An 18,928-nucleotide genomic window follows, 5' to 3' on the forward strand; every position below is an offset into this window, starting at 1 on the left:
CCCGGCCCCTCTCCCGCAGGGGGAGAGGGGAGCTCAAAATCAAAGTTCTTCTTTAGCCCCTCTCCCGCAGGGGGAGAGGGGAGCTCAAAATCAAAGTTCTTCTTTAGCCCCTCTCCCCTGGCGGGAGAGGGGTTGGGGAGAGGGGGGAAATTAACCAACCACCACTCTGTTTCTTCCCCCTTCCTTGGCGGCATACAGCGCCTCATCCGCCTTCTGCATCCACTGCATATAGTTCTCAGGCTCTTCTGTTAACTGGGCTATGCCAATGCTGATGGTATAGCGGATCGGCGCCACGCTGGTTTCCACCACGCTCTGCTCAATGCTTTCTCGTATCCGTTCGCAGATGATGCGTGCGCCCTCTGCGTCCGTTTCCGGCAGTATGATGCCGAATTCCTCACCGCCGTAGCGCCCAGCGCTGTCGGATTGGCGGATGGCATTGCGGGTGAGACTAGCGGTGTGTTTGATCACTTCGTCCCCTGCCAGATGGCCATGGGTGTCATTAACCGGCTTGAAGTGGTCAATATCAAACATCACCAGGCTGGTGGTGTGGCCGTAGCGGCGGAAGCGTTCGAATTCGGCGTCCACCAGGTTTTCCCAGGTGCCCCGGTTGAGCAAGCCGGTCAGGCGGTCTGTCATGCTCAGTTTGGCCAGCTGTTCATTGGCCCGTTCCAGGGCCATCTTGCTGCTCGCGATGTCGGTAACGTCGTACACCATCAGGCACACTTTATTGACTTCGCCGGTTGTGCCGGAAAGTGGGCTGATAGTGAGGTTCTGGAACATGAACTCTTCGGTGCCCGTGATTGGCCGGGTGTTACGGAACCGGAAAAGGTAAGGACGTTGCTCCCAGGACGTAAACGCCTTGGTATTGAGCAAGGCGACGGCGTCGACTTTTCGGGTCAACCAGCCTTTGGGAATATCCGGGAATACATCGAACAATACCTGGCCCTGGATTCTGCTGGCAGTGATGCCGCTATGGTTCTCCATAAAGCCGTTCCAGACCTCGACTCTGAAATCCAGGTCGAGCACCACCAGGCCCACTTCCACGGATTCCAGCATGTCCATCAGCCAGTGAAAGGAGTTGGCTTCAGATTCTTCTATGGCCATGAGTCAGTCCACCAGATATTGCAGGCGATCTTCGAGAAAAGGCACTGAATCCTCGGTTAGGAGGATCAGCATGTCGCATTCGATGTCCCGGTCTTCAAGGGTGTAGCAGATTTCGATGCACAACAGCTGTTCTTCACGGGCGCTGTGGTGTTCGAGCAATTCGGTAATTTGGCGATGTTGCCCCAGCACCGTGGGGTGGCCAAGGCCGAGTTTCAGGTCGAGCTGGTCGCCAATGCCTTTGAGGAAGGCGCCGAAGAGTATGCTGGACATATCCATCAGCACTTCTACGTTCACCGTTTCACCTTCAAGGGTGTCGTAGTGAAGCATTTCCGCCATTTCCCGGAAGCTGGCGTCTGCGAACAGCAGAAGAGCTTCTCCGGCGATGCCGGCCCCGGTGAAGCCCTGGCACACGGCAGAATAGGTGTCGCTGTCGCTGACCGAGGAAATGGCCATGTGCAGTTCGGAGTTGGCCAGGAAGGCTACCTTGGGAATCGGCTGTTTGACGAAGACGCGCAGAAGGCGAGCCAGAAGGTCGGAGGACCGGCCCATGGCGACGTTGGAGATCTCCTGCAGGTAGTCGTTCAGGGAAACGGAGATTTCCGGAGCGGCGCTGCCTATGCTCTTCAGGCTGCTGTCCTGCAGCGCCGAGTCTTCGAGTTCTCCGGGGCGGTACACTCCGTATTCCACCAGCAGGTCAAGTACGGTGCAGGTTTCTGTCGGCTTTTTGATGAAGTCGAGGGCGCCGAGCTTTTTGACCCGGTCCCGGGCTTCGGGCTGGATATCGCCGGAAACCACGATCGTCATCACTGGCAGGTCTTCCTTGCGAACCTGTTCCAGCACCTGATAGCCATCCATCTCTGGCATGTTCAGATCCAGGAACAGCAGCTCTGCCTCTCCCCCGCGCAATTTCTCCAGCGCTTCCACACCGTCCTTTGCGAAACTGATATCCCCCCGCAGCCCCTCCGGCAGGGCCCGGGCCATTTGCTTTCTGGCAAGGGCAGAGTCATCGCAGATCAGTATCCGGGTGGTCATTGATAGGGCCGTAGAGGGTTGGTCATAAGATGCGAAAGTATACCAGTAGTGTTTGTTGTGTACACGTTTGCTACATCATTCGTAACAACCGGTAAGGTGCTGTAAGTATATTAAGCCAAAGGTTTTGTGACTGTATTCAAAATTGGTTGAGTATTACTGAATTGTAAATGGTGATTGTGACTCTGCTCACTCTATTGGCCGGTCTGCCTTGTTTATAGTGTGTCGTCGGCACATAAAATAATAATGGTTTTTCAGAGACGCAATTATATGAGACAGCAGGCGTATGGATACGCTGCCGTCACCCTGTTCTGCCTGGGTATTGCGCCCGTTGCCCAGGCCGAGCTGAAGCCCATTTCAGACGAAACAATGGGTGAGGTGACCGGGCAGGGGTTTATTCAGATTGAAAACATACCGGGAGATCCCCACCAGTTCACGCGGATGACGCTGAGCATGGACGTGGAAACCCGGATGAATGTGGACGATGTGAAAGCGGGTGAGATCGACGGCGGAGTGGACTTCGCGGCGCAGCACGTGGCCCTGGGGCACATTGCCCGTAATGACGGCGTTCAGTATAACGGTCGCGCCTACAATGCCGGTGACACGGTGCCTTTTGAAGCGTTCCAGCCCTATATCGAGCTGGCGGAAGATCCCTCCGAGGGCAGGCTCTCCGGATTCCGCATGGGGTTCGGGCAGGCGAGGGGATCTGTCTCTTCACTGACCAGCAGTTTCAGTGGCGATATCGGGCTTAAGCTTGTTGATGATAGCGGTACCGAATTTGACGCCACCTTATTCGACCAGAATTCCCAGGCCACCAACTATCGGGCCAGTTACATTGGTATAAACGATGGTTCGGCCGATTGCGCTCAGGGCATCAACTGTGCGCCGCTGACCCAATTGCAGTCGCTGTTTGTGGGCCAGGAAAGCACGGATGGCACGACCGGCTTCACCAGCGACTTCTTTATCGGCTTCCAGCGAGAAGGTGTTGAGTGGCAAAGCCCGGATGGCACGAACGTAATCAATGCCGGCAAGGGCGTGTTTATCAATCTGCCCACGAGCATGAAGGTGGATATGAGCCAGCTGATCAACCAGGGCTTGCCGCGACTGCAGACCCACCGGGAGGATATGGGTACCCGGCTGTTCTAGATGCTAAACTCCCGCCAGTCCGAAATTTATTTGGCAGGAGTTTAGTCCCTTGATCCGCTCTTTTTACTGGCACGATTACGAAACCTTCGGTGTAGATCCGGTTCATGACAGGCCTTCCCAGTTTGCCGGTGTGCGGACGGACGCGGATCTGAACATCATCGAGGATCCGCTGGTGCTTTACTGCAAGCCGGCGGACGATTACCTGCCATCACCGGAAGCCTGCCTGATTACCGGTATTACCCCGCAAAAAGCGCTGGAAGACGGGCTCCCCGAGGCCCAGTTCATCGCCCGGATCAACGAAGCCTTCAGCCAGCCCGGCACCTGCGTGGTGGGCTACAACAGCCTGCGCTTCGACGATGAAGTCACCCGCCACACCCTGTACCGGAACCTGCGCGATCCCTACGCCCGTGAATGGCAGAATGGCAATTCCCGCTGGGACATCATCGATATGGTGCGGCTGACCTACGCCCTGCGCCCGGATGGCATCAACTGGCCCCGCAAGGAAGACGGCAGCCCCAGTTTCAAACTCGAGGCGCTGACAGTCGCCAACGGGATCACCCATGAAGCCGCCCACGATGCCATGTCGGATGTGGAGGCGACCATTGCCGTTGCAAAGCTAATCAAGGAAAAGCAACCCAGGCTGTTTGATTTCGTGCTGCAGAACAAGGACAAGCACTCCGCCCGGGCCATGCTCGACACCGCCACCATGAAGCCGGTGTTCCACATATCCGCCAAGTACCCGGCGACCCGTGGATGCTGTGCACTGGTTGCTCCGGTGGCCGAGCATCCAACTAACAAGAACCTGGTGATTGTTTACGACCTGCGCGAGGACCCCAGCGAGCTGATCGCCGCTAGCGCTGAGCAGATTCGTGAGCGTGTGTTTACTTCCCAGGCGGAATTGGGGGAGGGCGTCAGTCGCTTTCCTCTGAAAGGCGTGCAATTGAACAAGTGCCCGGTGCTGGCGCCGGCGAATATGCTATCCACCCTTTCTCCGGAGCGCCTCGAAGAATTGGCCCTGGACGGGGACACGCTGCGAGCCAACCTGGCCATGCTGCGCAAGGCGCCGGATTTGCCCGCCAGAATTGCCGAGGCCTTCGACCAGCCCCACGAAAGCGAGCTGACAGACCCGGATGAACAGCTCTATGCAGGTGGCTTTATCAGCAAAACTGACCGCGAGAAGCTGAACTGGGTGCTGGAACAGCCGGTTGAGACGCTTGGCGAGCTGGAGGTGACCTTCGAAGACGATCGCTTGCAGGAGCTGCTCTTTCGTTATCGGGCGCGGAATTACCCGGGTAGCCTGATGGGCGAAGAGATGGAAAGGTGGGAGGAGTTTCGCAGCCAGAGATTAATGCACCCGAAGAAGGGTTGGCGGTCTCTGGAGGCTTTTGCTCAGGAACTACAGCGACTGGCGGCAGACCCGGAACTGACGCCGGAGCGGCGGCATATCCTGGAGGATTTGCATTTGTATGGGGAATCTTTGATTCCTTATATCTGAGGATAAAGATGTTGGCTCCGTTGGAGCCGCCGTAAGGGCTTGCCCCCCCTCTCCCCAACCCCTCTCCCGCGAGGGGAGAGGGGCTAAATAGAGTTATCCGGACATGTGATCGAGAAGCCCGGCTCTGCGTTAGCCGGAAAGAGGAGTCAGGCAGAGTTATCTTGGGAATTTGATCCGAAGACTCCCCTCTCCCCTTTGTGGGAGAGGGGCCGGGGGAGAGGGGGTATCGAGCGCGAGACCTTTGCATCCCCCGCAAAACGGGCAGGAAGCCCACCACAAACCCAGGGACGAACCATGAACCAAACAACCTTCGCCAAACACCTCCGCAAAAATATGACCGACGCCGAAAGGCGCCTCTGGTTCCACCTCCGTGCCTACCGACTCAATGGAAAACGCTTCCGCCGACAGCAACCGTTGGGACCCTTTATTGTGGATTTCGTGCATTTCGGTTCAAAAGTCATCGTTGAGGCTGATGGTGGGCAGCACAGTGAGTCAGCAACTGACGAACGAAGAGACGCTTGGTTGAAAGCGCAGGGTTATAGGGTGCTTCGGTTCTGGAACCACGAGATTCTACGACAGACCGATGTGGTGCTCTCGGTTATTTACAAAGCAGTTGAAGGCCGAGGGGAATGAAGGAGTAACAATTTAACCACCCCCTCTCCCGCCAGGGGAGGGGGCTTTGATGGTGTTGTCCTCATTTCTGTACCCCTAATCTCCCCTCTCCCCTGGCGGGAGAGGGGTCGGGGGAGAGGGGGAGAGGCGGAGAGGCGGAGAGGCGGAAGCGTCCTGGCCTCCACAATCCAAATCACCGCCGCTTCAAAAAATAAACACTCAAATTCTGCCCCATCAAACTCTGCACCTCACTGCCCAGTGCCTCCGCCTGAATTTGCTTCTGCACCGGTCCGGTTGCCAGGCTATGGCCATCCACATCCCGTGCTTTCACGAGCTTCCATTCCACCTCATTACTCGCCATAGCCATCAACTCTTTCAGCTGGGCGGTATCCTGCGGCCGGAACCATCTGTCGCGGCAGCCGCCGAGGCTGTAGAAATCGGCGTCGGCGGTCAGGTCCTGCCAGGCAGTATCGTTTCGGTTGGCGAGAACCATCCGGCGGAGCTGGCGCAGCGTCTGGCGGGTGGGTTGGAGCTTATGCTCGCTGACCAGTTTGCGAATCTGTCTGTCGCCGGACGTTTGCTCGGCAATGGCGGTGTGCATGTGCACTACAGCGCCGGAGCCGGTGGCTTGATTAACCAGGGCCGCCAGAGACAGGGTGGTCATGGCCGGGGAGGGCAGTCGACCGACTTCGATCCAGTGCACCTGTTGGCCATCAATGTTTTAAGGCTGCTTTCGGTGCGGTAGGCCAACCGAGACCAGGACGGCCATGCCTGGGGAGCATCGGTCTTATCCAGACAGAGTTCCTCGGCCTTCTCATCGAAATTCTGTTTGATGGCCTCTTCTTCGGCCCGATCGTAATAGCTGGCGGCCAGAACGGGCTGCAATGCCAGGGGCCAGTCCACGAGGTTCCATTGGCCAAGTTGCACTGCGAAGGGCTGGTGGAAGAGAGCGCCGTACATGGCGCTGGTCATCAGTGAGCCGATGAGTCCGTCCTGTTCCTCGCCAAGGACAAACTGGGCCTGGATGCTGTCGTTGATGGCAGAGACCAGCCGTTCTTCATCGTCTTCAACTGCCAGGGCATAGCCGGTTCTGTCCGCATACTGGGCAATGGCCAGCGTCAGGCGCTGGAGTTCGTCCCGAAGTTCAACGGTTTGCGCCACTTCGGCAATGATCGCCCGACGCAGCAGGGTAACCAGCTCTTCCATCGCAGGATTGGGCATCAGGGTTTTCTGGGGGGCAAGGATCAGCAGTTCGTCTTCGCTGGCGGCTTCAGATAGCCCCGGCATTCCTGCCGGGCCCTCAGCCGCTGGATATGGCTGAGCCCGTTGCTGTTGGACTCCCCGTAGGCAAGGTTGGCCTGCAGAAGCAGGCGGGCAACCTGGGCCTGTTGGGATTGGGATACCTGGACTTGATGCTTGGCTTGCATGGTACACCTCGTGAATACAGCCGCAGTTGGGAGCGGCAAAGGTCTGCAGTTTTGACGGTTTGCCGTGCTTTGAGGGAGGTGTTGCGAAAGGTGTGCCAGTTCTCTAAATCAACCGAACAGGCCCCGGATAGCGTGCAACCAGCTCATCGGAGGTAAGTAGCAAGAAACCCTCTGTCTCTGCCTGGGCGACCAGAATCCGGTCGAAAGGATCCTTGTGTATGTCCGGAAGGTGGCTTACGGCAAGTGCGTGTTGCGAGGTGATCGGTAATTCCGAATAGCCGTTATCGACGAGGCCACGCCTCAGTAGATGCGGATCAACGTGAAAATCCGGTCGGCCCAGCCCATTCTTGATAACCACTTCCCAAAGACTTGCGGCGCTGAAATACAGGCGGTTACTTTCGTTGCTGATCAGGGTTGCCGCCTCGGGTGACAGCTTATCCGGCTCGGCCGCTGCCCATAGCAGAATGTGGGTATCCAGAAGCAGGTTCACCTCAGCCTCCGAACATTTCAACTATTTCGTCCTGGCCCATCCGGTCAAAATCTTCCGGCACCGTGAATTCACCTGCCATGAAGCCAATCCGTTTTTGCTGGCTTTGTTCGGGGGAATCGTAAGCCATTACCCGGGCAACCGGCTTTCCCGCTTTGGCGATGATGAATGCCTCGCCCTTGGCGGCACGGGCCACCAGTTGTGACAGGCGGGTTTTTGCTTCGTGCATGTTGACGGATTCCATTTATCCTCCATAGACTTAGTTCTTTGAACTTAGTCTATCACTGGCGAGGTAGTTGGGCTACCTTCCGGCGCATTTCTGATTAGGCAATGCCGCAACAAGGTAGAGTGCCGGGAAGGTGTGGGTTAGACTTTTGGGAAAGCGACTTATTCATAAGGGAGCGGGAATGGCTAAATCCGGATTGCCAGGTGTCCTGAGGGATCGACACGGAGAACTGAACCAGCTTTGCCGTAAGTACAATGATTGCGTTTAGAAATGTGCTCATGAAGTGGACCCCAAACTACCGGAGCCCTTATGCCCCCGCCAGCCAACAAAGCCTACCAACTCAAAGTATCACTTCTCGGCGCCCGGCCGCCGATCTGGCGCCGGTTGCTGGTTGCGCCGGATACCACGTTTCAGGATCTTCACCGGATTATCCAGTTGGCGATGGGCTGGCAGGCCTGTCATCTGCATATGTTTCAGGCGGGTGATGACCGGTTGATTGGTGATCCGGCGGAGGATTTCGATGGCATGCAGAATTTTCAGGATGAAACCATGGTGGCGGTGTCTGCTGTGCTCAACAAGGAAGGGCAGGCTCTGACGTATGACTATGATTTCGGCGACAGCTGGGAGCACGAGGTACGGCTTGAAAAGGTCCTGCCGGGCGATCAGGGCGAGCCGTTGCCCCGCTGCATAAAAGCCGTGCGCCAGTGCCCGCCAGAGGATGTCGGTGGCTTGCCCGGATTCTACGATTTTCTGGAAGCCATGGAAGATGCCGCTCATCCGGAGCATGTGGCAGTGCGCGAGTGGATGGGTGGCGAATGGTTCGAGCCGGAGTTTGTGGATCTTGATGACATCAACCAGGCGCTCGCCGAGCGGGATGCCCTGTTTTCCGAAACCGAATCCGAACCCGATATCCCGCCGGCCAGAGACTTCTTCGGCCTTAGCCCCAGCCAGGTTTATGAGCTGCTGCAGAACCCACTGAATTGCCCCTCTGTGTTCAAGCCGCTGATCGATGCCGAAGCCGTAAACCGCGAACTCGACACCGCGCCGGTCATCCGGATGGCGAAAGTTCTGGTTGAGGCCATGAAAGGCAAGGGCATCCGCCTCACCGGCAAGGGCAACCTGCCTCTCAAACAGGTCAAGGCCATGATTGAAGCCGGTGGAGAAGAGATTGTGGCACCGATGGCGAGATATTCTCCGATTCGCTCCGAGGAGCACATTCTGGCCGTGATTCTCACCCGCGTGTTGCTGGAAATTGCCGGCTATACCAAAAAGCAGAAAGGTGTACTTTCACTCAAAAAAACCGCCGAAACCAGGCTTGAGAAAAAAGGCTGGTTAATGGTTTACAGGGATCTGCTCTCCACCGCGTTCTCGCGGCTCAGCTGGGCTTCCATGGACCACTACGATGGCCTGGATGAAATACAGTACACCGCACCATTCTGCTTCTGGCTGCTGTCAGAGAAAGGCGAGCAGTGGCGCCCGGTGGACGACTACCTGGAGGACATGCTCAAGGCCTTTCCCCGGCTGCCGCTTGCCGCCTACCCGGTGGTCTACATGAGCGATGAGGAGCAGGCACGATCTGCGATGCGCTCAAGAATGTTGACGCTGTACCAGCTACTTGGCCTGATCGAGCTGGATCCTGAGCATGCACGGTTGCGGAGTGAGGGTGAGCAGATGATGCGGCGGACGGCGTTGTTTGAGGGGCTATTTACCAGAGTATAAGTTTCGGGGCTGGCTCCAAAGTAGTGGCGGTGCATTCTTTGGCAATTTTTGCCATTATCTGACCATTAGAGGGCTTAATTATGGCAACGATGAATATATCCCTGCCCGATGCGATGAAAACCTGGGTAGAGCAACAGGCCGAATCTGGTAGGTATTCCAATACCAGCGATTATGTTCGTGATCTTATTCGTAAAGATCAGGACCGGCGACACAAAATCGACCAGTTACAAAGTCTCGTTACAGCGGGAATTGCCAGTGGCAAAGGGACTTGTTCAATGGATGAACTGAGAGTTTCTGCAAAGAAACCAGCCAGGGATTCATCCACCGCGATCACTTCCACATCGTCCAGATAGCTGGCCAGTTCCATGGCCCGCTGGCCGGACTGGGCGCCGCAGACCATGATGCGCAGAGTGGCCGGGAGATTGTCGGTGCCCAGCCCCAGTTCGGTGACCATCGCGGCCTTCTCATCGAAATTCTGTTTGATCGCCTCTTCTTCTGCCCGATCGTAATAGCTGGCGGCCAGAACTGGCTGCAATGCCAGAGGCCAGTCCACCAGGTTCCACTGGCCAAGTTGTACCGCGAATGGCTGGTGGAAAAGGGCGCCATACATCGCGCTGGTCATCAGTGAGCCGATGAGCCCGTCCTTTTTCTCACCAAGGGCAAACATCGCAGGATTGGGCATCAGGGTTTTCTGGGGGCAAGGATCAGCAAATCGTTTTCACTGGCGGCCTCAGATAGCCCCGGCATTCCTGCCGGGCCCTCAGCCGCTGGATATGGCTGAGGCCATTGCTGTTGGACTCCCCATAGGCAAGATTGGTCTGCAAACTCCACCGTCCATAGTCGAGCCATCGGGTGATCGGCCTGCCAAGGCTGCGGTAAGTTTTGTCCTCAGTCTACCTGGACCAGCCGCACAGGCCCCGGGTGCGCGCCACCAGCTCATTCGAGGTAAGTAGCAAGAAGCCCTCAGTCTCCAGAGGCTGGCAGCACTGAAAAACAGGCGGTTATCTTCATTGCCGATCAGCTCTGTCGCCCGAGGGGATAACTTGGAGGGCTCACCTTTGGCTGCACGGGCAACCAGTTGCTGCAAGCGGGTTTTCGCTTCCTGCAAATTGACAGATTTCATGATTGACCTGACCGGCCATCTAAACTTGTTCAAAAGAACTTAGGGAGACTCTGAATAAGTCTCAAAATCAGCGATAATACGGCCATCGTCAACCGCACAGGATTCATCACCACCATGGATCAGATTACCGTCTCCGAAGCCGAGTACCAGAACAAGAAGCGTAAAACCCGCCGCGAGATTTTTCTGGAACGGATGGACAAGCTGATTCCGTGGAAGCAGTTGGAGAAGAAGGTAGCCCGATATTACCCCAAGGGGCCAGACTGGCCGGCCACCGTATCCGCTGCCGACCATGCTGCGTGAAGGCAGCATTGTGGATGCTTCCATCATTTCTGCACCAAGCTCCACGAAGAATGAAAGCGGCCAGCGCGACCCTGAGATGCGACAAACCAGAAAAGGCAACCAGTGGTACTTTGGCATGAAGATGCATATCGGCGTGGACGATACGCTCGGCTTGATCCACAGCATCGATACCACCGCTGCCAATGTCCACGACACCGTGTCCGCCGGCAACCTTCTTCACGGTGACGAGCAGCGCGTGTTCGGTGATGCCGGTTATCTTGGCATTCAAAAGCGGGATAAGCATAAAGATCGCCAAAATGTATCCTGGTTCATTGCCAAACGCCCTGGTTGTTGGCCGTTCCGGCCGCCGCTTTCTTTATTGTTTGGGGGGCAAGGTTTAAACTCCAGACATATACCGTAAGCGACTGAGTAAAGTATGGCCGCATTTAATGCACTGGAGATGCTGAAAGAAAAACAGGACGAGATTCGGCGGCTTTGTGAAAAGCACCGGGTAATGTCGTTTGGTGTTTTTGGCTCTGCTGCTACGGGGCATTTCAATGAGAGCAGTGATCTGGATTTTCTTGTGGATTTTGATCCGGCTTTACCCGCCACCCAAAAAGCTGAGGCGTTTTTCGGGCTAAAAGAAGATCTTGAAGTGATGTTTTCTCGCTCCGTGGATCTGGTCACTGTGTCCTCCTTGACCAACCCTTATTTCAGAGCCTCGGTTCTTGAAGAGCGGCATTCCTTGTATGCAGCGTGAGGCTCTCAAGTACCTTTACGATATTCTTGCAGCTGCTGAGAAGGTTCAGCGTTTTGTTGCTGGTAGCAGTGAAGACGATTATCTGAGTGATGAGTTGTTGCAGTCTGCTGTTGAGCGCCAGTTCGAAATCATCGGAGAGGCAATGGGTAAGTTACACAAGATTGCTCCGGACGAGGCTGAGCGGTTTGTCGATTATAAAAAGATGATCGCATTTCGGAACGTGCTTATTCACGGCTATGCGACTATCGATCCGGTGATTGTTTGGGGTGTGGTGGAAAGCAATCTGAATGACGTTTTGAATCAGGCGCGGGAAGCTCTGAGCGCTGATTAATCATCGACAGTTGATATTGGACGAATGCCTCGAAAATGAGGGTAGAGGAAAATTGCATCTGACCCCGGGTTCACGCCTTTTGCTTTGGAATAAGGCGCTTTCTTGTCGGATTACGGCTTCGCCTAATCCGACACCCCAGGCCCGAAGTTAATTCACCGCCGCTTTAAAAAATAAACACTCAAATTCTGCCCCATCAGACTCTGCACCTCGCTGCCCAGTGCCTCCGCCTGAATTTGCTTCTGCACCGGTCCGGTTGCCAGGCTGTGGCCATCCACATCCCGCGCTTTCACGAGTTTCCATTCCACCTCATTACTCGCCATAGCCATCAGCTCTTTCAGCTGGGCAGTATCCTGCGGCCGGAACCATCTGTCGCGGCAGCCTCCCAGACTGTAGAAATCGGCGTCGGCAGTCAGCTCCTGCCAGCTGGCATCGCTTCTATTGGCAAGCACCATCCGGCGGAGCTGGCGCAGCGTCTGTCGGGTGGGTTGAAGCTTATGCTCGGCAACCAGTTTGCGAATCTGTTTGTCGCCGGACGTTTGCTCGGCAATGGCGGTGTGCATGTGCACTACAGCGCCGGAGCCGGTGGCCTGGTTAACCAGGGCCGCCAGAGACAGGGTGGTCATGGCCGGTGAGGGCAGGCGACCGACTTCGATCCAGTGCACCTGGTGGCCATCCGCCACGAAACGCTGGGCAATGGACCAGGGCCAGAACACGATGTTGTCCATGCCCATCTCGTTCGCCATGCGCGTGGCTTTGGCGATGTTGGCCAGGGATTCATCCACTGCGATCACTTCCACATCGTCCAGATAGCTGGCCAGTTCCATCGCCCGCTGGCCGGACTGCGCACCGCACACCATGATGCGAAGAGTGGCCGGGAGGTTTTCGGCGTCCAGCCCCAGTTCAGTGGCCATCAGGGTTTTCAGGCTACTTTCGGTACGATAGGCCAACCGGGACCAGGACGGCCATGCTTGGGGAACATCGGTCTTCTCCAGGCAAAGCTCCTCGGCCTTCTCATCGAAATTCTGCTTGATGGCTTCGTCTTCGGCCCGGTCGTAATAGCTGGCGGCCAAGACTGGCTGCAATGCCAGAGGCCAGTCCACCAGGTTCCACTGGCCAAGTTGTACCGCGAAGGGCTGGTGGAAGAGGGCGCCATACATCGCACTGATGATCAGTGAGCCGATGAGTCCGTCCTGCTCCTCACCAAGGGCGAACTGGGCCTGGATACTGTCGTTGATGGCCGAGGCCAGTCGCTCTTCATCGTCTTCAGCTGCCAGGGCATAGCCGGATCTGTCGGCGTATTGAGCGATGGCCAGTGTCAGGCGCTGCAGCTCGTCGCGAAGTTCAACGGTTTGTGCGACTTCGGCAATGATCGCCCGACGCAGCAGGGTAACCAGCTCTTCCACCGCAGGATTGGGCATCAGAGTTTTCCGGAGGGCAAGGATCAGCAGATCGTCTTCACTGGCGGCCTCAAGGGAAATCTGTGCGTCCGGGTTATCCAGGCCATATTGGTGATGAATAATGGCGCTAACAAACCGGCCCAGCTCCTGATGCGGCAGACCATCCCGCTGAAGCAGAGCGATAGCATCATGGGCCAGGGCGGAATCTGCCTTGTTAACTTGCAGGTGCTGGGCGCAGGTGAGCATGCCGCTGTAGACGGAATCCCATTCGGCGCCGGTTTCCAGCAGCTTGCGGTAATGCAGATAGGCCACATCGAACTGTCCCTGCAAACGCTTGGAATGAGCAACACCGCAGAAAGCGGCGGCAGATTGCCGCTCGCAGTCAAGAGCCTGCAGGAAATACTGCTCTGCAAGCGCCGGCCGTTCGGTTTTCAGGGCCCAGTAACCCAGGTTGCAATACTGCTGAACCTGGCCCGGCTGATGGTCCAGGCTGGCATTGAATAGGGTGTGGGCTTTCTCAAGCTGCCCGTCGTCCATCTCCACGCGGCCAAGAAGCCCCAGGCCACCGGCATTCTCCGGCTCCAGAGCCAGCGCCTCGTTCAGATAGCCCCGGCATTCCTGCCGCGCTTTCAGCCGCTGGATATGGCTGAGGCCGTTGCTGTTGGACTCCCCATAGGCAAGATTGGCCTGCAGAAGCAGGCGGGCAACCTGGGCCTGTTGGGATTGGGATACCTGGACTTGATGCTTGGCTTGCATGGGACACCTCGTGAATACAGCCGCAATTGGGGGCGGCAAAGGTCTGCAGTTTTTGACGGTTTGCCGTGCTTTGAGGAAGGTGTTGCGAAAGGTGTGCCAGTTCTCTAAATCAACCGAACAGGCCCTGGATAGCGTGCAACCAGCTCATCAGAGGTAAGTAGCAAGAAACCCTCTGCCTGGGCGACCTGCCGCTTAAGTGCGAATTTCCCAGATTAGAGGTGTTCCCTGAAATCCATGGATTCATGCAAGATGCGTACGATAACGATTTTCTGCTCATGCTCCTTGAAAAAGAGAATGTGCCTGGCCTTCTTCCCGGCCCTCTGCACCTGCATACTTAGGATACCGGGAAGCACTTCCGATCGCTCTTTGGCTAATGGATGTGCAGGGCCTGACCGGGATAGCTCCTGGAGCGCGTTACCTATTAAGGCGCTGTAACGAACCGCCTGGTCACGCCCGAAGTTTTCCTCTGTGTGGAGGATTACTTGATCGAGATCCTCACTTGCCTTTTGTGCAAGCTCTACCGTCCATAGTTGAGCCATCTGCTTCAATCCTTGCGAGCGAGGTCAGCGGCGCGGCTTTTAAAATAGTCTGTAATTTCTTCGCCGACTCCAAGGCTTACAGTGCGCCCATTCTCGATGTCATCCAGACCTTCGGCCAATGCCTCGCGCAGTTTCAGGAGTTTGTTCTGGTATTGCAGTTCTTGCTCTTCTACCAGACGCAATCCTTCACGCAGAATTTCGCTTACATTCTGGTAGCGCCCCGTTTTTACAAGGGCGCCAACCAACTGCTCCTGGTGGTTGGTCAAAACGATATTTCGGGTTGCCATAGGAAGTCTCCCTCTAATGTGCATTGGCATATAATGCCATCGGGTGATCTGCCTGCCAAGACTCGGGTAACTTTCTTCGTCAGTTACCCTGGACCAGCCGCACTGGCCCCGGATAACGTGCAACCAGCTCATCAGAGGTAAATAGCAAAAAGCCCTCAGTCTCTGCCTGGGCAACCAGAATCCGGTCGAAATCGTCTGGCATTGTGAACTCACCAGCCATGAAGCCGATTCTCTTTTGCTGGCCTGCTTCCGGGGAATTGTAAGCTGTTACGCGGGCAACCGGTTTGCCGGCTTTTGCAATAATGAAGGCTTCACCTTTGGCTGCACGGGCAACCAGTTGTGACAGCCGGGTTTTTGCTTCATGCATGTTGATGGATTCCATGGATTGCGCCCCTGAGCTTAGCTAATAAGACTTAGTCTAACGTCCAGTTTTTGTGCGAGCCACCGTGAAAAAAACAGCAATCTAAAACCAAAAGGCCGGGCTATTAGCCCGGCCTTTTGATTCCAGAGTTCAGGTTTAGCGCCGTTAGCCTTGCAGCAACTGCAACACCTGCTGCGGCCTTGCGTTGGCCTGGGCCAGTACCGACAGGCCAGCCTGCTGGAGGACCTGGGTACGAGCGAGTTCTGCTGATTCCGCAGCGAAGTCGGCATCGCGGATACGGCTGTTAGAGGCCGAGAGGTTCTCGGACGTGGTGGCCAGGTTAGCGATGGTGGATTCGAAGCGGTTCTGGACGGCGCCCAGCTCGGCTCTGAAACCATTGATAGTGTCTATGGCATAGTCTACCGCGATCATGGCTAGATCCGCGCCTTCACGGGTCGAGATATCGATGTCGTTCATCGATGTCGTGTCGTCTTCGGCAGTTGCAACTACTGACTGCAAAGATTCGCTCAACGCATCGAATGTTCCGTCGTTATTCAAGTCAGCTTGAATGTCGATGGTAAATGGTTCACCAAACTGCGATGAGAAAAATATTTCATCGTTGTCAGCGTTCAAGTTGGCTTGAATACCGGTCTCATTGGACTTTGCATTTACCTGGCTTACAATATCGTTCAAGGAACTCAAGCCCTCGAAGTTATAGACTGTTCCATTGAGATCAACATTGAAATTGTACGAGTTGCCATCTGTAAAGCTGTCTATTAGTGTCAAATCTTCGGCCGGCGCTAGTGTTGTTGTCTGAACCAACGAACCGCCGTCATTACCGGTGAACTGAATATTTGAAATATTCGCCGAGTCTCCATTGGCCCCAGCTATAACAAAGTTAGTACTGTCTGTTACTTGGAGCGCAGATAAATCGGCACCATCAAAGTTGTCTAAAGCTTCATTGATAGCTGCCAAAAATCCTGCCCGGTCAAGGCCTGTAGTATCTACCGATATTTCATAAGGTTCAGAGAGAGCAGCGCCCCCCACCGTGCCGGATACGTTAAAGCTGAATGTCCCGCCCTCTGTCACGCCAACGGCGGAGTCAACGTCAGCGTCAGCGAGGAGTGTTCCAGTAGTCGTATCAGAAATGCCGGACAGGTCACCTGCAGTCTCCACGGTGACTACATCGTCAATTAGATTCAATTCGATACTGGCTGTTTCATTGTTTTGGTTCTGGAAAACGAGCGACTGTCCGATTGAATCGACGGAAATGCCAGTCAGAGCTTCTTGCTCGGCCGGAGTTCCGTTTTGCAAAACATCATCGATTTCTGTCTGAATCGCGGTAGCCAGTTCTGTGGGAGAGTTTACGTCGGCCAGGCTAAGCGAGCTCAATGCAACACCATTTATTGAGGTGTCGCCGCTGATATCATCTGTGCCATTGAAGCTGAAGCTCGAAACGTCGAAGCGTGTAGTAGCAGGCTCTCCCGGCCCAAGCACATAGCCACCTAATCCACTCGTCTCCTTCAGAATAGAACCAATCTGGCTGCCCCGAGAATCAAGCCCGCTGATAGCGATAGTTTCGCCCGTATTTGCCCCGACCTGGAAAGTCTGAGTCGCAAAAGTACCATCGAGCACTTTCAACCCGTTAAACGAAGTTTGTGAAGCTATCCGGTTGATCTCTTCAATCCGCTGCTGAACTTCTTGGTTCAGAGCCTGACGATCTGAAATGCTGTTGGTTGCGTTGGCGGACTGAACAGCCAGCTCACGAATGCGCTGCAGGTTGTTGGTAATCTCATCCATGGCGCCCTCAGCGGTCTGAGCGAGGGAGATGCCATCATTGGCATTTCGCTGAGCTTGGTTCAGTCCAGCAATTTGCGACTGAAAGCGCTCAGAGATCGCAAGGCCAGCCGCATCATCTTTGGCAGAGTTGATGCGCAAGCCCGAAGACAAGCGTTCGAGAGCTACGTTAGCCTGCCCCTGAGAGGCGTTCAGATTACGTTGTGCGTTCAGCGAAGCAATGTTGGTATTAATGACCTGAGGCATATCAATTCTCCCTGCTCAGCGGTGCCGGAAGCTCGGTACCCGCTTTTAAAAAGGAACCTTGCCGGCGGAAATTCGTTTAATTGCCGTTTTATTGGGTGGTAAGCGAAGCTTGTGCCAGTTTTTGGTTTTTTCACTTAGTCGTCTGTTTAGAAAAGAGTTTTATTTTTGGTTTTGTAGGCTCTAGAGCCTCTGGCGCCAACTAGCTGCCGCTCGAATGGGAATCGAATTGCCGGTTTTACATTTGTTAACAAAAACGACGGATTTTTTTCTAAAGCAACCGGACGAGGAGCCGTTAAATGGGGTAACAGGGCGGCGCTCCCAAACTGAAAACGGGCGCCAGACCTTTTCCATGAAATAACGACATCTGTCGAAGGAGAAGCATTATGGCTCTCGGTATTAACACTAACGTTGCCTCTTTAACTGCTCAAAACCAGCTGAACAACTCGCAAAAACTTAATGATCAAGCGTTGGAGCGCCTGTCGTCGGGTTTGCGTATCAATTCTGCAAAAGACGATGCGGCGGGCCTTGCGATATCGACTCGTTTTCAGGCCCAGATCTCTGGTTTGAATGTAGCGCAGCGGAATGCTAATGACGGAATCTCATATGCCCAAACCGCGGAAGGAGCGCTTGGAGAGATTACGAATGCATTAACGCGAATTCGTGATTTGGCGGTTCAGTCTGCAAACGCCACAAACTCTTCTTCAGACAGGGCTGCTCTGGATCAAGAAGTTACTGCGTTGAAGGATGAAGTTGAGCGTATCTCTCAGAGCACCCAGTTTAACGGGCAAAACATTCTCGATGGAACTCTGAGCGACCTCACTTTCCAGGTGGGTGCGAATCAAGGGCAAACCATTAGCGTTTCAGGGGTTGACTCTAGATCAACTCAGTTAGGCTCCACAACTCTCGAGGGCACGGCGGTAAAAGATGCTTCTTTCCCTCCCACCAATATCTCTATTGAGGGTAAGACAATAGACTTGTCCAATGCAGCATCGCTTGATGATGTGGTCGACGCCATAAATAAGAACACAGGTGTGACCGACGTTTCCGCGCAGCGTCAAACGAGCCTAACCCAGGACTTCAGCTTTGCAGCTTTGACCACCTCTAATGGCACCACAGTTGATATTAAGATAAATGACGAGACTATTACTGTAACCGAATCTGACAACATCAATTCTCTAGCAAAGAAAATTGAGGATAGCGGTGAAGGCGTGACTGCTGAAGTTGTTGGTGGTGAAATCCGCTTAACGACGCTTGACCAAGAGCTTGAAATTACAAGTGCTGATAGCGGTGCGGGCGCTTTCATATTGGGCACCTCGGGTGGGACAGCAGACGCCTCCGGCAAATATGAGGCAGGAATAACTCTAGTTTCTAAGGTCAGCAACTCCGATTTTTCCGTAGATGGAGCTGGTACCGGTGAAGTAGCTTTGGGACTGACCACTTCAGAGCAAACGAACAAGGTTTCCGAATTGTCAGTAAGTGACGATGTGAAAGCGGCCAACGCGATCACTACTGTTGATCAGGCTTTAGATCAAATTAATGGTCTTCGCGCAGAATTGGGTGCAGTGCAGAGCCGATTTGAATCTACTATTTCGAACTTGGCGTCTACATCTGAAAATTTGAGCGCTGCCAATAGTCGGATTCTGGACGCGGACTTCGCGGCCGAAACCGCTAAGCTGGCCAAGTCTCAGGTACTGCAGCAGGCCGGTATTTCGGTACTGGCTCAGGCGAACGCCCGTCCGCAGCAGGTTCTGTCCCTCCTGCAGTAAGGGGCTAGCGGTTACAGCCGGAACCCTCAGGTTCCGGCTTG

The 18,928-nt window shown here is 55.0% G+C and carries 22 protein-coding genes and 1 pseudogene; 10 read left to right on the forward strand and 13 right to left on the reverse strand.

The window, feature by feature from the left end:
* Positions 1 to 150: 150 nt before the first annotated feature.
* Positions 151 to 1,104, reverse strand: a complete 954-nt coding sequence (locus KYE_RS05605) for a GGDEF domain-containing protein (RefSeq protein ID WP_008171300.1) — start codon at positions 1,102 to 1,104, stop codon at positions 151 to 153.
* A gap of 3 nt (positions 1,105 to 1,107) precedes the next feature.
* Entirely contained in the window at positions 1,108 to 2,136 is a 1,029-nt protein-coding gene (locus tag KYE_RS05610; protein ID WP_008171302.1) for a response regulator, read from the reverse strand.
* A 267-nt stretch (positions 2,137 to 2,403) separates the two neighbouring features.
* Between KYE_RS05610 and KYE_RS05615 the strand changes: the two genes are divergently transcribed.
* The 3 genes from KYE_RS05615 to KYE_RS05625 all read left to right on the forward strand — a co-directional run bounded on the left by KYE_RS05615 (position 2,404) and on the right by KYE_RS05625 (position 5,407).
* Entirely contained in the window at positions 2,404 to 3,279 is an 876-nt protein-coding gene (locus KYE_RS05615; protein WP_008171304.1) for a hypothetical protein, read from the forward strand.
* A gap of 49 nt (positions 3,280 to 3,328) precedes the next feature.
* Positions 3,329 to 4,774, forward strand: coding sequence for an exodeoxyribonuclease I (gene sbcB / locus KYE_RS05620; protein WP_008171306.1), 1,446 nt, complete (start codon positions 3,329 to 3,331; stop codon positions 4,772 to 4,774).
* A gap of 294 nt (positions 4,775 to 5,068) precedes the next feature.
* Positions 5,069 to 5,407, forward strand: coding sequence for an endonuclease domain-containing protein (locus KYE_RS05625; protein ID WP_008171308.1), 339 nt, complete (start codon positions 5,069 to 5,071; stop codon positions 5,405 to 5,407).
* A 172-nt stretch (positions 5,408 to 5,579) separates the two neighbouring features.
* Here the strand turns inward: KYE_RS05625 and KYE_RS21860 are convergent, their stop codons facing one another.
* From KYE_RS21860 to KYE_RS05640, 5 genes are all read right to left on the reverse strand, one after another.
* Complete coding sequence (locus KYE_RS21860; protein ID WP_227497761.1) at positions 5,580 to 6,089, reverse strand: hypothetical protein; 510 nt, start codon at positions 6,087 to 6,089, stop codon at positions 5,580 to 5,582.
* Positions 6,047 to 6,673, reverse strand: a complete 627-nt coding sequence (locus tag KYE_RS21865) for a hypothetical protein (RefSeq protein ID WP_227497762.1) — start codon at positions 6,671 to 6,673, stop codon at positions 6,047 to 6,049. The genes KYE_RS21860 and KYE_RS21865 overlap by 43 nt, the downstream gene beginning before the upstream one ends.
* Positions 6,631 to 6,813 carry a hypothetical protein gene (locus KYE_RS21870; RefSeq protein ID WP_008171310.1) on the reverse strand — a complete coding sequence of 61 codons (183 nt, stop codon included), beginning with the start codon at positions 6,811 to 6,813 and terminating at the stop codon, positions 6,631 to 6,633. Before KYE_RS21870 ends, KYE_RS21865 begins: the two co-directional genes overlap by 43 nt.
* Positions 6,814 to 6,916: 103 nt before the next feature.
* A complete protein-coding gene (locus tag KYE_RS05635; protein ID WP_008171312.1) occupies positions 6,917 to 7,303 on the reverse strand; it encodes a type II toxin-antitoxin system VapC family toxin in 387 nt (128 codons plus the stop codon).
* Between the two features lies 1 nt (position 7,304).
* A complete protein-coding gene (locus tag KYE_RS05640; protein ID WP_008171314.1) occupies positions 7,305 to 7,544 on the reverse strand; it encodes a type II toxin-antitoxin system Phd/YefM family antitoxin in 240 nt (79 codons plus the stop codon).
* A 291-nt stretch (positions 7,545 to 7,835) separates the two neighbouring features.
* On the opposite strand from KYE_RS05640, the gene KYE_RS05645 reads away from it, so the two are divergent.
* On the forward strand, positions 7,836 to 9,245 hold the full coding sequence (locus KYE_RS05645; protein WP_008171316.1) for a plasmid pRiA4b ORF-3 family protein: 1,410 nt from the start codon (positions 7,836 to 7,838) through the stop codon (positions 9,243 to 9,245).
* Positions 9,246 to 9,358: 113 nt separating this feature from the next.
* Entirely contained in the window at positions 9,359 to 9,598 is a 240-nt protein-coding gene (locus tag KYE_RS21060; protein WP_264622557.1) for a type II toxin-antitoxin system ParD family antitoxin, read from the forward strand.
* On the opposite strand, the pseudogene KYE_RS22225 reads toward KYE_RS21060, so the two are convergent.
* Positions 9,553 to 9,915 (reverse strand): annotated as a pseudogene (locus KYE_RS22225) (hypothetical protein); the annotation flags it as partial. The gene KYE_RS21060 and the pseudogene KYE_RS22225 sit on opposite strands and share 46 nt — an antisense overlap.
* A 567-nt stretch (positions 9,916 to 10,482) precedes the next feature.
* On the opposite strand from KYE_RS22225, the gene KYE_RS21875 reads away from it, so the two are divergent.
* The 4 genes from KYE_RS21875 to KYE_RS05665 are packed head-to-tail and all read left to right on the forward strand — an operon-like array spanning position 10,483 to position 11,738.
* The gene (locus KYE_RS21875; protein WP_050898262.1) at positions 10,483 to 10,668 is read left to right on the forward strand and encodes a hypothetical protein; all 186 of its coding nucleotides are present in this window, start codon (positions 10,483 to 10,485) and stop codon (positions 10,666 to 10,668) included.
* Entirely contained in the window at positions 10,658 to 11,068 is a 411-nt protein-coding gene (locus KYE_RS21065; RefSeq protein WP_050898264.1) for an IS5/IS1182 family transposase, read from the forward strand. The genes KYE_RS21875 and KYE_RS21065 overlap by 11 nt, the downstream gene beginning before the upstream one ends.
* A 15-nt stretch (positions 11,069 to 11,083) precedes the next feature.
* On the forward strand, positions 11,084 to 11,407 hold the full coding sequence (locus tag KYE_RS05660; protein ID WP_008171320.1) for a nucleotidyltransferase family protein: 324 nt from the start codon (positions 11,084 to 11,086) through the stop codon (positions 11,405 to 11,407).
* Positions 11,397 to 11,738, forward strand: a complete 342-nt coding sequence (locus KYE_RS05665) for a DUF86 domain-containing protein (protein WP_008171322.1) — start codon at positions 11,397 to 11,399, stop codon at positions 11,736 to 11,738. The genes KYE_RS05660 and KYE_RS05665 overlap by 11 nt, the downstream gene beginning before the upstream one ends.
* Positions 11,739 to 11,890: 152 nt before the next feature.
* Here the strand turns inward: KYE_RS05665 and KYE_RS05670 are convergent, their stop codons facing one another.
* From KYE_RS05670 to KYE_RS22135, 5 genes are all read right to left on the reverse strand, one after another.
* Positions 11,891 to 13,891, reverse strand: a complete 2,001-nt coding sequence (locus KYE_RS05670; protein ID WP_008171325.1) for a hypothetical protein — start codon at positions 13,889 to 13,891, stop codon at positions 11,891 to 11,893.
* A gap of 212 nt (positions 13,892 to 14,103) precedes the next feature.
* A complete protein-coding gene (locus tag KYE_RS05675) occupies positions 14,104 to 14,430 on the reverse strand; it encodes a type II toxin-antitoxin system RelE/ParE family toxin (RefSeq protein ID WP_008171327.1) in 327 nt (108 codons plus the stop codon).
* 5 nt (positions 14,431 to 14,435) lie between these two features.
* Positions 14,436 to 14,717, reverse strand: coding sequence for a type II toxin-antitoxin system ParD family antitoxin (locus KYE_RS05680; protein ID WP_008171329.1), 282 nt, complete (start codon positions 14,715 to 14,717; stop codon positions 14,436 to 14,438).
* A 79-nt stretch (positions 14,718 to 14,796) separates the two neighbouring features.
* Positions 14,797 to 15,099, reverse strand: coding sequence for a type II toxin-antitoxin system prevent-host-death family antitoxin (locus KYE_RS05685; protein WP_008171331.1), 303 nt, complete (start codon positions 15,097 to 15,099; stop codon positions 14,797 to 14,799).
* A 144-nt stretch (positions 15,100 to 15,243) separates the two neighbouring features.
* Positions 15,244 to 17,121, reverse strand: coding sequence for a flagellin (locus KYE_RS22135; protein ID WP_008171333.1), 1,878 nt, complete (start codon positions 17,119 to 17,121; stop codon positions 15,244 to 15,246).
* Between the two features lie 383 nt (positions 17,122 to 17,504).
* On the opposite strand from KYE_RS22135, the gene KYE_RS05695 reads away from it, so the two are divergent.
* Positions 17,505 to 18,887: a flagellin gene (locus tag KYE_RS05695; protein ID WP_008171335.1), complete on the forward strand. Its 1,383-nt coding sequence runs from the start codon at positions 17,505 to 17,507 to the stop codon at positions 18,885 to 18,887.
* Positions 18,888 to 18,928: the final 41 nt, after the last annotated feature.

This window comes from Marinobacter manganoxydans MnI7-9, from assembly GCF_000235625.1.
Lineage (GTDB): Bacteria > Pseudomonadota > Gammaproteobacteria > Pseudomonadales > Oleiphilaceae > Marinobacter > Marinobacter manganoxydans.